At 74.3% G+C, this 12,337-nt stretch carries 10 protein-coding genes; 2 read left to right on the top strand and 8 right to left on the bottom strand.

From position 1 onward, the window contains the following. Positions 1–147: 147 nt before the first annotated feature. Both SMA5143A_RS01645 and SMA5143A_RS01640 read right to left on the bottom strand, forming a co-directional pair. Positions 148–1,089, bottom strand: coding sequence for an aminoglycoside phosphotransferase family protein (locus SMA5143A_RS01645; protein WP_107461013.1), 942 nt, complete (start codon positions 1,087–1,089; stop codon positions 148–150). A 53-nt stretch (positions 1,090–1,142) separates the two neighbouring features. Continuing rightward, positions 1,143–2,312: a M24 family metallopeptidase gene (locus tag SMA5143A_RS01640; RefSeq protein WP_375136443.1), complete on the bottom strand. Its 1,170-nt coding sequence runs from the start codon at positions 2,310–2,312 to the stop codon at positions 1,143–1,145. 408 nt (positions 2,313–2,720) lie between these two features. Between SMA5143A_RS01640 and SMA5143A_RS01635 the strand changes: the two genes are divergently transcribed. Then, complete coding sequence (locus tag SMA5143A_RS01635) at positions 2,721–3,476, top strand: phosphodiesterase (RefSeq protein WP_107461012.1); 756 nt, start codon at positions 2,721–2,723, stop codon at positions 3,474–3,476. Between the two features lie 90 nt (positions 3,477–3,566). Here SMA5143A_RS01635 and SMA5143A_RS01630 read toward each other — a convergent pair whose 3' ends face one another. Both SMA5143A_RS01630 and SMA5143A_RS01625 read right to left on the bottom strand, forming a co-directional pair. After that, complete coding sequence (locus tag SMA5143A_RS01630) at positions 3,567–4,244, bottom strand: PDZ domain-containing protein (RefSeq protein ID WP_107461011.1); 678 nt, start codon at positions 4,242–4,244, stop codon at positions 3,567–3,569. A gap of 269 nt (positions 4,245–4,513) precedes the next feature. Beyond that, complete coding sequence (locus SMA5143A_RS01625) at positions 4,514–5,386, bottom strand: LysR family transcriptional regulator (protein ID WP_107461010.1); 873 nt, start codon at positions 5,384–5,386, stop codon at positions 4,514–4,516. Positions 5,387–5,503: 117 nt separating this feature from the next. Here SMA5143A_RS01625 and SMA5143A_RS01620 point away from each other — a divergent pair, with 117 nt between their 5' ends. Further along, positions 5,504–6,262, top strand: a complete 759-nt coding sequence (locus tag SMA5143A_RS01620) for a CTP synthase C-terminal region-related (seleno)protein (RefSeq protein WP_107461009.1) — start codon at positions 5,504–5,506, stop codon at positions 6,260–6,262. 13 nt (positions 6,263–6,275) lie between these two features. Here the strand turns inward: SMA5143A_RS01620 and cyc2 are convergent, their stop codons facing one another. The 4 genes from cyc2 to SMA5143A_RS01600 form a co-directional block, all read right to left on the bottom strand. Next, on the bottom strand, positions 6,276–8,483 hold the full coding sequence (gene cyc2, locus SMA5143A_RS01615; protein WP_107461008.1) for a germacradienol/geosmin synthase Cyc2: 2,208 nt from the start codon (positions 8,481–8,483) through the stop codon (positions 6,276–6,278). Between the two features lie 101 nt (positions 8,484–8,584). Beyond that, positions 8,585–9,727 carry a damage-control phosphatase ARMT1 family protein gene (locus tag SMA5143A_RS01610; RefSeq protein WP_107461007.1) on the bottom strand — a complete coding sequence of 381 codons (1,143 nt, stop codon included), beginning with the start codon at positions 9,725–9,727 and terminating at the stop codon, positions 8,585–8,587. Beyond that, positions 9,720–10,391: a hypothetical protein gene (locus tag SMA5143A_RS01605; RefSeq protein ID WP_258193214.1), complete on the bottom strand. Its 672-nt coding sequence runs from the start codon at positions 10,389–10,391 to the stop codon at positions 9,720–9,722. Before SMA5143A_RS01605 ends, SMA5143A_RS01610 begins: the two co-directional genes overlap by 8 nt. A 115-nt stretch (positions 10,392–10,506) precedes the next feature. Next, on the bottom strand, positions 10,507–12,330 hold the full coding sequence (locus tag SMA5143A_RS01600) for a S8 family peptidase (protein WP_107461006.1): 1,824 nt from the start codon (positions 12,328–12,330) through the stop codon (positions 10,507–10,509). Positions 12,331–12,337 lie beyond the last annotated feature (7 nt).

The following is a 12,337-nucleotide window of genomic DNA, read 5'->3' as shown; positions in this document are numbered from 1 at the left end:
GTTTCTCCAGGGGCGCGGGGAGCTGCGCGAGCGACCACGGACCAGCCGCGGTCGCCGTGCCACGCCCGCCCCGAGCTCCTGCGCGACCCTCGGCCCGCGCCCCCGGACGCTCCCCGCGGTGAGCGGCCCCGCCACTCCGCACGACCCTCAGTCCTCCCCCCGCAGATCGGTCACCCGCTCCAGCAGGATCGGCTCCCACGCCCGCCGCAGCCGCTCCCGCAGCGCGGGGAGCGGCGCGGCCGCGCCCCGCCCCTGCGCGGCCGCCGCGAGAGCGACGACCGTGTCGCAGCGGGCCAGCCAGAGCCCCCGCAGACAGGGCCGCGCCCCGTACCCGGCGAGGGTCGCCGCGCGGACCGCCGCGGGCGCGCCGACCGCCGTCGCGAGGCGCGCGATGTCCTCGGCGGGGTCACCGACCGCCGCGTCGCTCCAGTCCAGTACCCCCCGCACCCGTCCGTCGGCGCCGACCAGCAGGTGTTCGCCGGTCAGCGCGTGGTGGACGAGCACGGCCGCGGGAGCGGTGAGCTGCGCGGCGTTGGGCGCGGTGAGCTGCCCCAGCCGCGCCGGATCGAACTCGTCCGCTCCGGCGAGCTGCTTGGCGGCCCGTCCCGCCGCCGTCCGCAGGGCCTCCAGTGAACGCGCCGGCAGCCGGGGCACCCCGAGCGCCTCCGCCTGCCGCTGCGGCACCTCGCGCAGTCCGGCGAGGAGCCCGGCCAGGTCGTCCTCGCCCACGGCGGACACGTCGTGCACGGCGGCGGCGGTGCCGGGGACGCGCGTGTCGAGCGTGTAGGTGAGGCCGCCGGACCATTCGCCGTGCGCGACGCTCACCGGGACGGCGACGCCGACGTGCGGCCGGACCAGGTCGCGCAGCCGCAGCTCGCGCCGCTGCCGTACGACGGCGTGCCGGTCGGGGGCGAGGCGCAGCACATGGCGGGTGCCGACCCACCAGGTCCACGGACCGCTCTCCTCGGTGACGGGCCGTACGTCGGGGCCGTCGCCGCCCGCGCCGCCGGCCCTCCCCCCGCCGTTCTTCATCAGGGAACGGACCAGTCGGCGGACGGTGTCCGCGGTGGGTTTCGGTGCCTGGGTCATGGTCGCGCCGTTGTCGTCCGGAGGGGAGGGGGTTCTGGGGCTCCTCGGAGGGGTCAGTGCACTGTCGCCATGTCGCGCGGGGTGGTGTTGAGGCGTCGCCCGCCGTCCTCGGTGACGGTCACGATGTCCTCGATCCGCACCCCGAAGCGGCCCGGCAGATAGACGCCGGGTTCGACGGAGAAGCACATGCCGGGCACGAGGGGGCGTTCCTCGCCCTCGACCATGTACGGCGGCTCGTGGGTGGTGACCCCGATGCCGTGGCCGGTGCGGTGGATGAAGCGGTCGCCGTACCCGGCGTCGGCGATGACGGCGCGGGCCGCCCGGTCGACGTCCTGGCAGGCGGCGCCGGGCCGGACCGCGCGGAACCCGGCCTCCTGGGCGGCGCGTACGACGTCGTGGACCTCGCGTTCCTCGGCGTCGGGTTCGCCGACGTGGACGGTGCGGGAGGTGTCGGAGCCGTAGCCGTCCTTGAGTCCGCCGAAGTCGAGGACGACCATGTCGCCGTCGGTGATGACGCGGTCGCCGGCCTCGTGGTGCGGGTTGGCGCCGTTCGGCCCGGAGGCGACGATCGTGAAGTCGACCTGGGAGTGCCCGAACCGCCGCAGCAGGTCGGCGAGATCGGCGGCGACCTCGGTCTCCCGGCGCCCGGCGAACCGGACCCGCAGGATCTCCTCGTACGCCCGGTCGGCGGCCGCGCCCGCCGCCGCCATCCGCTCCAGCTCCGCCGCGTCCTTGACGGCGCGCAGCATCGGCAGGGCCTCGGACAGCCCGACGTACGCCGTGCCGGGCAGTCGCCCCTGCAGGCCGAGCAGGTGCAGCGCCCAGGTGTTGTCGCTGACGCCGAAACGGCCGCGCGGCCCGAGGAGGGGCACGGCCGGGTCGTAGGGATCCTTGCCGTCGGTCCAGTCGCGCAGGTCCAGCGCGGGGCCGCCGGGGGCCTCCGCGGCGTCCGGGGCCTCCAGGGCGGGCACCACCAGCACCGGGTTCTCGCCGTCCCGCAGCACCAGCAGGGTGAGCCGCTCGGTCTCCGGCGGCCGGTACCCCGTCAGCCACACCAGGTCGGGGCCCGGCGCCACCAACAGCCCGTCGAGGCCCGCGTCGGCGGCGGCGCGGGCGGCCCGCCGCATCCGGGCGCGGTAGTCGTCGACGGTGAAGGGCGTCAGGGGGCCGGACGGGCCGTCGGCGGTCAGTGGCGCGGATCCATGGCCAGACGTGCCGGTCATCCATGCCTCCGTGTGCTCGGAGTTCCCTGGGGCAGGGCGCGGCACGCCCTACGGGCAGCATCCTGCCCGCCCGCGGCAGCGCACGCGACCCCATTGCCGCAGGGTGTCGGCGCGCGTGCGCTCCGGGGCGCCCGTAGACAGGGCCGCGCCGAGAGCTCTCCAGGGCGAGGTGGGCGCCGAGGAGCGGCAGCACGCCGCCGGGTCGCCCTTCGCTCGGCGCGCCTGCCACAGGGTCTGCACGCCGAACACGACGAGGACCACCGCGCCCCGCGCGCCTGCCGCGCGGCGACTCCTTGATGATCAGCACGACGCTGGGGCGTTAATGGTTGCCGATTGCCCATCCGTTAGCACTAATGCTTAGATTCCTCTGTTCCATTAAGTCAGTGGGCCCAAGGGAGGCGTACGGCGATGCTCGTACTCGCGCACATCAGTGATCTGCATCTGGACGGGACGGACCGGGCCACCCGGCGGGCCGAGCGGGTGCGGGACCTGCTGTGGGGCCTGCCCGGCCGGGTGGACGCGCTGCTGGTGACCGGGGACATCGCGGACCACGGCACCGAGGCCGAGTACGAGGAGGCGGCGCGCCTGCTGGGGCTACGGGACGGGGACGCGCCGTTCCCGGTGCTCACCTGCCCGGGCAACCACGACAGCCGGGGGCCCTACCGCAAGGCGCTGCTCGGCGAGCCGCCCGCCGACGGGCCCGTCAACAGCGTGCGTCTCTTCGACGACGCGGCGGTGCTGATGTGCGACTCCAGCGTGCCGGGGCGGGACGAGGGCGAGCTGGACGCGCAGACGTACGCCTGGATCGAGGAGACCCTCGACGACCTCGACGGGGACCGGCCGGCGCTGCTGGCCTTCCACCACCCGCCGGTGGCGCTGCACCACCCGCTGCCGGACGCGTACCGACTGGGCCGGCCCTCCGCGCTGGCCCGGCTGCTGGAGCGCCGGACCGAGATCGCGGGGATCGTCACCGGGCACGCCCACACGCCCGCCGCGACCGTGTTCGCGGGGCGGCCGCTGGTCGTCGGGCCGGGGGTGACATGGACGCTCCGGCTGCCCTGGGAGGGCGACCCGGTCGCCGACCGGGAGGCGCCGCCCGGACTGGCGTTCCATGTGCTGGACGACGAGGGCCGCCTGACCAGCCACTTCCGGGTGGCGCCGTAGGGCCGGTTCCCGTCGGTGAGGGCCGGTGGGTGCGGCTGCCGTCGAGGGTCGGCCGCCCGGTGCCGGCCACCGGGGAGCGCTCGGCGCGGCTCAGACGGCCACCCCCGGTACGGCCACCAGGTAGCGGCGGGTGCCGTTCGCGTGGCGTACCAGGAGTCTCGCCGGGCTGCCGGGGCGCGCGGCGGCGATCGCCCGCGCGAGGTCGGCCGCCGATCCGGTGCGGGTGCCCCCGACGGCGAGGACGACATCACCCCGGACCAGGCCCGCGCCGTAGCCGGGGCCGGGCACATGCACGCCGACGACGAGCGCGCCCGTACCCCCGGGGGCGTCGACGGCCTCGACACCGAGGGTCGCGCGGGCGGGGGCCGAACCGCCCATGGTTGAACCGCCGATGGCCGGGGCCTGGCCGGGGGCCGCGGCCAGCGCCGGTACGGGGGTGGTCGGCAGCACCCCACCGCTGACGGGGCGCGGGGAGGCGGCCGGGTTCCGCCGGGCCTCGGCGAGGGCGCCCACACCGGTCGCCGTGAGGCCCAGCGCGCCGAGTCCGACGCCCGACAGGACCAGGACCACACAGGTGACCAGGGCGAACACCAGGGTGACCACCCGCTGCCACGCACGGCGGGGCGCGGCATGCGGTCGCCGGGCCGGGCCGGACGGCCGGTCCTCGTCGGGCGCCTGGTCGGGCACCTGGTCCGGAACCTGGTCGGGTACGTCGCCGCCGGGCCCGTCGCCGGGCCTGGCCTTGGGGCTCAACGCGGTCTGCTCCATGGTGCGCGCCTCCGGTCCGCGGTTCGGTCGGGCGGACATCTACCCGGCGCACGACGGCGCGACGAGCCACGAAAGAGTGAGACTGACACCCCATCAGCGCCGCGCACATCCATCAGCGCCGCACACACCCATCAGCGCCGCTCGCGCCGGTCACCGCGCCTCACGCCGGTCACCGCGCCCCACGGAGGCGCCACCCCTCGCCGCCGTCTCCACCCCTCGCCGCCTCGCCGCCAGCGGGTCACCCCTCTCCCCGCGCGCGTGCCCCGCCCTCACTCCCCGTGCCGCTCCGTCAGTTCGCGGGCCAGGGTCGCCGCCGGGCCGCGCAGGGCCGCGCCGTGGATCAGTTCCGTGCGGTGCACCAGGCGGGGCTCGACGAGGGGGACGGCGACCGCGCCCGGTACGTCCGTCGTGAAGCTGCGGGGCAGGACCGTCAGGCCGTGCCCGGCGGCGGCGAGGGTCGTGAGCGTCCGCAGGTCGGTGCCCTCGTAGCGCAGGGCGGTGCGGACGCCCCCTACCCCGCCCGCGGTGTGGAGGCGGTCCAGGGGCAGGCCCGCGCCGGGCGCGTCCAGCCAGCGGGCGTCGACGAGGTCGGCGAGGCGCAGTCCGGGGCGCCGGGCGAGGGGGTGGGCGGCCGGGAGGAGGACACAGACGGGTTCCTCGGCGACGCCGTACGTGGTCAGCGGCGCGACGTCGGGCAGCCGCAACGGGTCGCTGGGCGCGGCGAGCCCGTCGACGAGGCCGAGGTCGGCGGCGCCGGTGGCGACCGCCGCCGGGATGTCGGCGCGGCCGAGGGCCCGCAGGGTCACACCGGCGGCGGGCAGCGCGGCGACGGTCCGGGGGCCGAGGGCGGTCGGGGTCACGGCGAGGGTCAGCCCGTGCTCGGGCGCGGACGCCATCCGGACCACGTCGGCGCGGGCCGCGTCGAGCCGCAGCAGCAGCGGCCCGGCGTGTTCGAGGAGCCGCTCCCCGGCGGCCGTGGGCGTCACCGGACGCCGGGTCAGCAGGGCGGCGCCGAGGTCCTGTTCCAGCGCGGCGATGTGCTGGGACACCGCGGACTGCGTGTAGCCCAGCTCGCGCGCGGCCTCGGAGAAGGAGGCGAGGCGCGCCACGGCGACATAGGTGCGGAGCAGATGCGGATCCATGGCCGCCATGATCCCGCGACGCGCCCGAGACGCACCCGAGCAGCATCAGCATTGCTTATCGCGGGTCCGGAAATCATCGTTGGACGTGAACGCGGGCCCGCGCCGAGGATGGCGGACATGACGAACAGCCCGGCGCAGGCCGCCTCCTCCGCTTCCCGTTCCGCCCGGCTCGCCCTGGTCGGCGACCGCTCCCCCGACGTGGTGTCGCACATCCGGATCCCGCGGTTCCTCGACTCCCTCGCGGAGCGGGACCGGCTCGTCGTGGACGCCTACTGGATCCACTCCGAGGACGCCGCGGCGGACCCGGCGGTCGTGCGCGGCTTCGACGCGGTGTGGGTGGTGCCCGGCAGCCCCTACCGCAGCGAGGCGGGCGTGCTGTCCGCGATCCGCACGGCCCGTGAGGAGGGCATCCCGTTCCTCGGCACCTGCGGCGGCTTCCAGCACGCGCTGCTGGAGTACGCGCGCACGGTGTGCGGGCTCACCGGGGTCGCGCACGCCGAGAACGACCCCGACGCCGAGGACTTCCTGATCGAGCCGCTCGCCTGCTCCCTGGCCGGCCACGAGGCGGCCGTGCGCGTCGAGCCCGGTTCGCTCGCGCAGTCCGTGCTGGGCGCCGAGCGGAGCGTCGAGCGGTACTCCTGCCGGTACGGCCCCTCCGCGCACCTCGACACCCTGCGGGCGCACGGGCTGCGCTTCTCCGGGCACGACGAGGACGGCCAGGTCCGGATCGTCGAACTGCCGGGCCACCCCTTCTTCCTGGCCACCCTCTTCCAGCCCGAGCTTTCCGGCGACGGCAGCCGCCCGCACCCGTTCGTGCGCGGGCTGGCCCGGGCCGCGGTCGATCACGCGGCCCGGGCGGCACACCTGCCGGTGTGAGCCGTGCGGGGCGTCAGCCGACCGGGGCCGGGGCGAACGGCGGGGCCGGGGCCCGGCCGGGGACGAAGCCGTGGGCGCGGCGGGCCAGGAAGGCGGGCTTGTAGCGGTCGACCTGCCGGTGCCAGTTCAGGATGCCGGCGAGCCAGTTCCGCAGGTCGTCCACATAGCCGTCCATGATGTCGCGCGCCTCCCGCGACAGCTCGAAGTCGTCGTAGACGACGGGGAGTTCATGGGCGACGACATGCTCGAACTGCCGCATGCGCTGGGTCATCAGGTCGTGGACCACGCCCAGCGCGGTCGGGTAGTCGCAGCCGAAGAAGTTCTGCACGACGAGGATCGCGTTGTGGACCTCGCCCTCGTACTCGATCTCCTTCTGGTACGAGAACACGTCGTTGATGAGGCACCCGTAGTCGATGGCCGCGTTCTCCAGGGAGCGGACGGGGCCGCTGCGGTAGACCTCGGGCGGGATCTGCGGGCCGTGGCCCATCCGGCACATGCTCAGGGTGAGGTCGGAGCCGAAGGTGGCGCGCCGCATCTCCAGGTAGTCGACCGGGTCGGGGACCCGGTTCTGGAGCTGGTTGAACACCTCCCACACCCAGCTCTCGGTCATGACGTCGACGGACGCCTTCAGGGTGCGCCGCTCGTCGGGGGTCATCTCCGCGGTGGTCCGCGCCCACAGGTCGATCAGGCCCCGTTCCATCCCGTTCATCGGGACGGGCACCGCCTCCCCCTCGACGGGCATGCAGTCGGAGAGCCGGGCGGTCGTGAGGCGCGCGGCGGCCACATCGCGGCGGTGGCCGAAGACGAGGGGGTAGTAGTCGTCGCCGTAGGTGCCCCAGGCCAGCCACTGGGAGCTGAGGTCCAGTTCCTCGGGGGTGGCGTCCGGGTCGAGGCCGGCCGCGCACAGGGGCAGGTCGGCGGCGGCCAGCCGCTCCTCGTCCCAGACGCCCTCGCTCAGGATGCCCACCGCGTGCGACCAGGCCGTCAGGCGCGGGCGGGCGGCGTCCAGGTGCGGGCACAGCTCCACCTGGAACGGCATGTGGAAGTCGGGGATCAGGGAGGGTCCGACCTTCTGGTACGGCAGGTGCGCGCGGGTGCGCAGCCGTTCGGCGGCGGCGGAGGCGAACAGCGCCCCCACGTCGGCGGCGGACGTGCCGAACCCCGCCCCGCTGACCAGGGCCGGGCCGGACAGGAGCGCGCCGCCGAGGTCGAGCGGGCCGCGCGAGGAGGTCGCCCCGTCGTTCATGTAGCGGCTGGACCGCATGTGCCACTCGTGGCCGCCGGCCTGCCAGTCCTGGAGGCCCTTGGTGTACGCGGCGACGGCGGCGACCTCGGGCGGGGTGAGTCCCTTCTCCAGGGCCAGCGCGGGGACCTCGGTGAGCGCGGTGTCCTCGAACTGGTGCAGCCGTGAGGTGAGGATGTCGTTGACGGTCTCGGCGGCCTGCTGCGTGTCGCAGCCGAAGAACGTCTCCAGGACGAGCACGCCGTTGCTGTTCTCCCCCTCGTCCTCGACCTCCCGCTGGTAGGAGAACAGGTCGTTGCGCAGGTGGACGGCGTCCGAGAACGTCTCCATCAGGACCCGCAGGGGCCTCGACCCGGCGACCGCGGCGGGCACCTCCGCGGTCGCGTACTCGACGAGACCGGCGGACCAGGGGGCGCCGCCGACCTTCCGGCGCATCTCGATGTACTCGACGGGGTTGGCGATCCGCCCCTCGTTGATGTTGGACAGCTCCCACAGCGACTCGTTGAGCAGATGCTCGGTCGCCACGGCGAAGCGACGGCGCCAGTCCATCGACATCGCCGGCACCGTGCGCGCCCAGAGGTCGGCGAGCCCGGCCTCCACCGGGTTCCGCGGCTCGGGGACGGGGGTGGCCAGGTCCAGCGGCATGAACAGCGGGAGCCGGTCGAGGTGGGCCTTGCCGCCGGCGCGGTCCTGGGAGCGCTTGAAGAGTTCCAGGAAGTGGTCGTCGAAGAAGAACACCCACACGTACCAGTCGGTGATGAGCGAGAGTGCCGGGCCGTCGCAGTCGGGGTGCGTGTACGCGCACAGCAACCCGTAGTCGTGCGCGTCGAGGTCCGCCTGTTCCCAGACGCCGGAGCCCTCCAGCATGCCCATCTCCCGCGCCCACGCGCTGGTGTGGGCACGGGCCTCGTCGAGGTGGGGGTTCAGCCGCGCGGGGTACGGCAGATAGAAGTGCGGGAGTTGGAACGGCTGCGTCATGGCCGGGCCCTACCCGTGGCCCCCACCCGGCATCCGGGCGGCGGAACATGATCACACCATCGCGTGAATCCCGGGCGCTTTCGTCGCGGCGCCCGGATCTCTCAGTTCGTACCGGCGTTCACCTGGATCACCGCGTGGGCTCCGCCGGTGCGCCACCGCTGCCCCTCCGCGGCCACCAGCGCGGCCTCGGTGGCGGCGTCCAGGCCCACGATCACGTCGGACTTGAGGGTGCGCAGGGCCGCCACCGGACCGGGGAAGTACGCGGTGACCGAGGCGAAGGACGTGGTCGGCGGCCAGAGCCGGTCGCCCACCAGGCGCCGGTAGTTGAGGTCGCCCTTGAAAAGGGTGAGGTCGGCGGAGGCGAACTCCTCGCGCAGGTCGTCCGGCATGTCCGCGTACGGCAGCGGGGCGCAGGAGAAGGGGTGGGCCCGCAGCACGAGCCGGCCGTCGGTGAGGGCGGACCACAGCCGTCGCCCGGCGGCGTTCTCCGCGGCGACGAGGTGGCGTACGGCGTCGAGGGCGTCGGCGGTGGTGGCGTCCGAGACGAAGTACGGGTACGGCTTCAGATGCAGCAGGGCGCGCTCGACGCTGCCCCGGGCGAGGAGGTCGTCGACGAGGAGGAGGTCGGGGATCAGTTCGCGGCCCGCGTTGTCGGCGACCAGGCAGAGCGTTTTGCCGCCGGACAGCAGGGACAGCAGTTCCTCGCTGTCGTCCGCGAGCAGCCGGGAGTCCGCCGCGGACTCGGCGGTCTGGATGCGGAAACCGAGGTCGGCCCGGTTGCCCCAGAGCGAGCCGTGCAGCAGGGCGGACAGCCGTTCGCGCGGGGGCCGTTCGGCGAGGGCGTCGGCGGCGGTGAGTTCGGCCGCCGCCTCGGGGGTGTCCAGCTCCGCGAGCTTGAAGGGGCGGAACGGGTCGACGCCCTGCCAGGGGCCGGGGCCGAAGAAGCCGACGGCGTGCAGGAGCCGGCGGTAGAAGCAGCTCTCGGCGACGAGGAACGGCAGGTCGAACCAGGACCGGCCGGCGTGGCGGCGTACGTCCCAGGTGTCCCACCAGGGGTCGTCGTCCGGGGGTGCGAGGACGCCCTCGGTCGCGTCGCGCAGCAGGGCCGCGAGGGCGTGGCGCTGCTCGGGGCCGTAGGGGGTGGCGTCGAGGACCTTGCGGATGAGGGCGGGGTGCCGTTCGGCGAGGACGGCGTGCGCGAAGGAGGCCGGGTCGGTGCCGTGGATCAGGGAGGCGTCAGGCATGGTCGTGGGTCCCTCCGGGGCCGGTGGGCGCCGCGGACGGCAGGGCGACGTCCTTGACCTTCTTGTCGAGCTGCCGGCCGTAACCTGCCTCGGTCCACACGTACTTCTGGAACTGCTCGGGGGTCAGGGCGCCCTGCCACGGGGTGCCCGCCGGGTAGAAGACGGCGCCGCAGGCGGAGCAGTGGTGGGCGGGCCGCCAGAGGACTTCGGCGCGGGGCTCTCCCCGCGTGACGGCTTTCCGCTCGCGCAGCTCGCCCCGGACCACGGCGAGGGTGCCGACGAACAGCGCGACGGCGAGCAGGGAACCGGCGATCGTGTGGACGGGCTTGTCGTTCTGGAGGCCGCTGCGGGCGAGATAGGCGCCCATGGCGACGAGGATCATGCCCTCGATGAAGTGCAGGACGGTGTCGAAGCGGGACGGTACCCCCGGGGAGCGCGCCAGCCGGTCGGTCAGTCCCGCGGTCCGGGACTCAGGGTCGGCGCAGGTCTCGGCGACCGTGCGCACCGAAGGGCCGGACCCGCCGCAGCCGGGGCACACCGCCGCGACCGGTGCCGGGCCCTCGCCGGTCCGCTCCGGCCGGGTCCCGTCGAACCTCCGCGAGGGGGCCCCCTCGGTCTGCTCCGGGTGGGTGCCGTCGGGCTTCTCGGTCTTCTTCGTCGACATGCGCCTACGCTAACGGCCCGCCGACGGCACGCCGGAAAAGGGCCGGCGGCCGACCGATGCCCGCTCGCATCGGTCGGCCGCCGGCAGTGGGGGGTGGCGGTCGGTGGGGCTGACGTCAGAAGGTCAGCTTCCAGCTGTTGAGCCGGCCGGTGTCGGAGGACGCCACGTCCTGGACACGCAGCTTCCAGGTGCCGTTGGCGACCTCGCTGGACGCGTTCACCGTGTAGGTGGTGTTCACGTTGTCGGCGGAGTCCGAGGAGCTGGAGGCCTTCAGACGGTAGGTCGAACCGTCCGGGGCCACCAGGTCCAGGACCAGGTCACCGCGGTAGGTGTGGGTGATGTCCACACCGACCTGGAGGGTGGAGGGCGCGTTGCCGCTGCGCCCGGTGACGGAGATCGAGGACTCGATCGCCGAGCCGTTGTCCGGAATGGAGACGGCGGTGGTGTTGGTGAAGGTGGTGCCCCCCGTGGAGCCCCCGCCGGAGCCTCCGGACACCGCCTGCACCGTCTTGGCCGCGTCGGCCAGACCCGCGCCGCAGCCGCCGGAGCAGGAGCCGGGCAGAGCGCGGGCGTTGGCCTTGATCGCGGACTCGATCTGGGCCGGGGTCAGCGAGGAGTTCGCCGACTTCAGCAGCGCGGCGAGGCCCGCGATGTGCGGGGTGGCCATGCTGGTGCCCTGGTAGTAGGCGTACGACTCCGAGGTGGGCGTCTTCGTGCCCGCGTTCAGCGTGGACAGGATGCCGTTGGCGGTGCCGGTGCTGGTCTGGCCGCCGGGCGCCGAGATGTCCACGAGGGAACCGAAGTTGGAGTACGAGGCCTTGGCGCCCGTGCGGTTGGTCGCCGCGACCGAGATGACGTTGTTGCAGTTGCCGGGCGAGTGGTTCGCCACGTTGTCGTTCTCGTTGCCGGCGGCCACGACGACGGTCGTGCCGCGGTTCACGGCGGCGGTGATGGCGCTCTGGGTCGCCGTGGTGCAGGCGCCGTCGCCACCGAGGCTCATGTTGATGACCTTGGCGACGTTGGTGTTGGCCGGGACGCCGGAGACGGTGCCGCCGGAGGCCCAGGTGATGGCGTCGATGATGTCCGAGTCGTAGCCACCGCACTTGCCGAGGACGCGGATCGGGGAGATCTTCGCGCCGTACGCGATGCCGGCGATGCCCTTGCCGTTGTTGGTGGCGGCGGCGATGGTGCCCGCGACGTGCGTGCCGTGCCACGAGGAAGTACTGGCGGCAATGCCGGAACCGCACTCGTTGGCGTTGTACCAGTCGCCCGGGTCGGCCGGGTTGCTGTCGCGGCCGTCGCCGTCCACGGAGACCGCCGTGTCGGCGATGAAGTCGTAGCCGCCGACGATGTTCGCGGCGAGGTCGGAGTGGGCGACGTAGCCGGTGTCGATGACGGCGACGGTCACACCGGTGCCGGTGGTGACGTCCCAGGCGCCCGGCACGCGCATGCCCGCCGTGGACTCGAAGAGGTCCCACTGCTTGCCGTACTCGGTGTCGTTCGGGTCCGCCTTGGGCTTGTTCAGGCGGTCGGGGACGACATAGGCGACCTGCGGGTCGGACCGGTACTCGGCGATGACGTCGGCGACGTCCGTCCGGGTGAGGTCCTCGCCCAGGTCGACGAGGGCGGCACCCGTGCCGAGGCGGCGCTGGAAGTCGAGGTTCTCGCCGGCTTCCTTGCCCTTGGCCTCGGCGTCGGCGGAGGCGGCCTTGTTCGACGTGGCCTCGGCCGCACCGGACTTGTAGCCGACGATCAGGCGCTCGGCGACGGTGCCGGGGGCGGCCTCGGTGGCTCCGGCGAGGGCCGGGGCGGTGTCGGCCTTGGCGGAGGGGGCCTGGGCGACGGCGACGGAGGTGGTCATGCCGGCCACCAGGGCGACGGAGACCGCGGCGACGGATATGAGCTTCCGTCCGGTGGTGCGTGGGGTGGAGGTACGCAAGGGCTTC

Origin of the sequence: Streptomyces sp. MA5143a (assembly GCF_900290235.1) — a bacterium.
Lineage (GTDB): Bacteria > Actinomycetota > Actinomycetes > Streptomycetales > Streptomycetaceae > Streptomyces.
Note: the sequence above shows the minus strand (reverse complement) of the source record. Positions and strands in the feature narration are given on the sequence as shown.

What these genes read in the sequence shown, in the direction of transcription:
- SMA5143A_RS01645 (WP_107461013.1), bottom strand. Translation starts at nt 1,089, where the DNA reads ATGACCCAGGCACCGAAACCCACCGCGGACACCGTCCGCCGACTGGTC.
- SMA5143A_RS01640 (WP_375136443.1), bottom strand. Translation starts at nt 2,312, where the DNA reads ATGACCGGCACGTCTGGCCATGGATCCGCGCCACTGACCGCCGACGGC.
- SMA5143A_RS01635 (WP_107461012.1), top strand. Translation starts at nt 2,721, where the DNA reads ATGCTCGTACTCGCGCACATCAGTGATCTGCATCTGGACGGGACGGAC.
- SMA5143A_RS01630 (WP_107461011.1), bottom strand. Translation starts at nt 4,244, where the DNA reads ATGGAGCAGACCGCGTTGAGCCCCAAGGCCAGGCCCGGCGACGGGCCC.
- SMA5143A_RS01625 (WP_107461010.1), bottom strand. Translation starts at nt 5,386, where the DNA reads ATGGATCCGCATCTGCTCCGCACCTATGTCGCCGTGGCGCGCCTCGCC.
- SMA5143A_RS01620 (WP_107461009.1), top strand. Translation starts at nt 5,504, where the DNA reads ATGACGAACAGCCCGGCGCAGGCCGCCTCCTCCGCTTCCCGTTCCGCC.
- cyc2 (WP_107461008.1), bottom strand. Translation starts at nt 8,483, where the DNA reads ATGACGCAGCCGTTCCAACTCCCGCACTTCTATCTGCCGTACCCCGCG.
- SMA5143A_RS01610 (WP_107461007.1), bottom strand. Translation starts at nt 9,727, where the DNA reads ATGCCTGACGCCTCCCTGATCCACGGCACCGACCCGGCCTCCTTCGCG.
- SMA5143A_RS01605 (WP_258193214.1), bottom strand. Translation starts at nt 10,391, where the DNA reads ATGTCGACGAAGAAGACCGAGAAGCCCGACGGCACCCACCCGGAGCAG.